At 69.5% G+C, this 383-nt stretch carries 1 protein-coding gene; it reads right to left on the bottom strand.

The genetic code is table 11. The annotated features are described in order from the left end of the window. Positions 1–383, bottom strand: a 383-nt coding sequence (locus tag LPA54_RS41890) for a GTPase (protein WP_228985574.1), incomplete at both ends; no start/stop codon positions are given.

Here is a 383-nt window from a genome sequence, read left to right on the forward strand (position 1 = left end):
GGCGATGCCCAGCTCCTTGCCGAGCTGGTCGACGGCGATCAGCTGCTCGGCGAGCGCCTTGCTGTCCACCAGGTCGGTCTTGGTGACGACGGCGATCTTGGGGGTCTTCTTGATCCCGGCCAGTTCCTTGGCGATGAAGCGGTCGCCGGGGCCGATCTTCTGGTCGGCGGGCAGACAGAACCCGATCACGTCGACCTCGGCCCAGGTGGTCCGCACGACGTCGTTCAGCCGCTCCCCCAGCAGGGTGCGGGGCTTGTGCTGCCCGGGGGTGTCCACCAGCACGAGCTGCGCGTCCGGCCGGTGCACGATGCCGCGCACGGTGTGCCGGGTGGTCTGCGGCCGGTTCGAGGTGATCGCCACCTTCTGCCCGACCAGAGCGTTCG

This window comes from Streptomyces sp. DH12 (assembly GCF_020873895.1).
Taxonomy (GTDB): domain Bacteria; phylum Actinomycetota; class Actinomycetes; order Streptomycetales; family Streptomycetaceae; genus Streptomyces.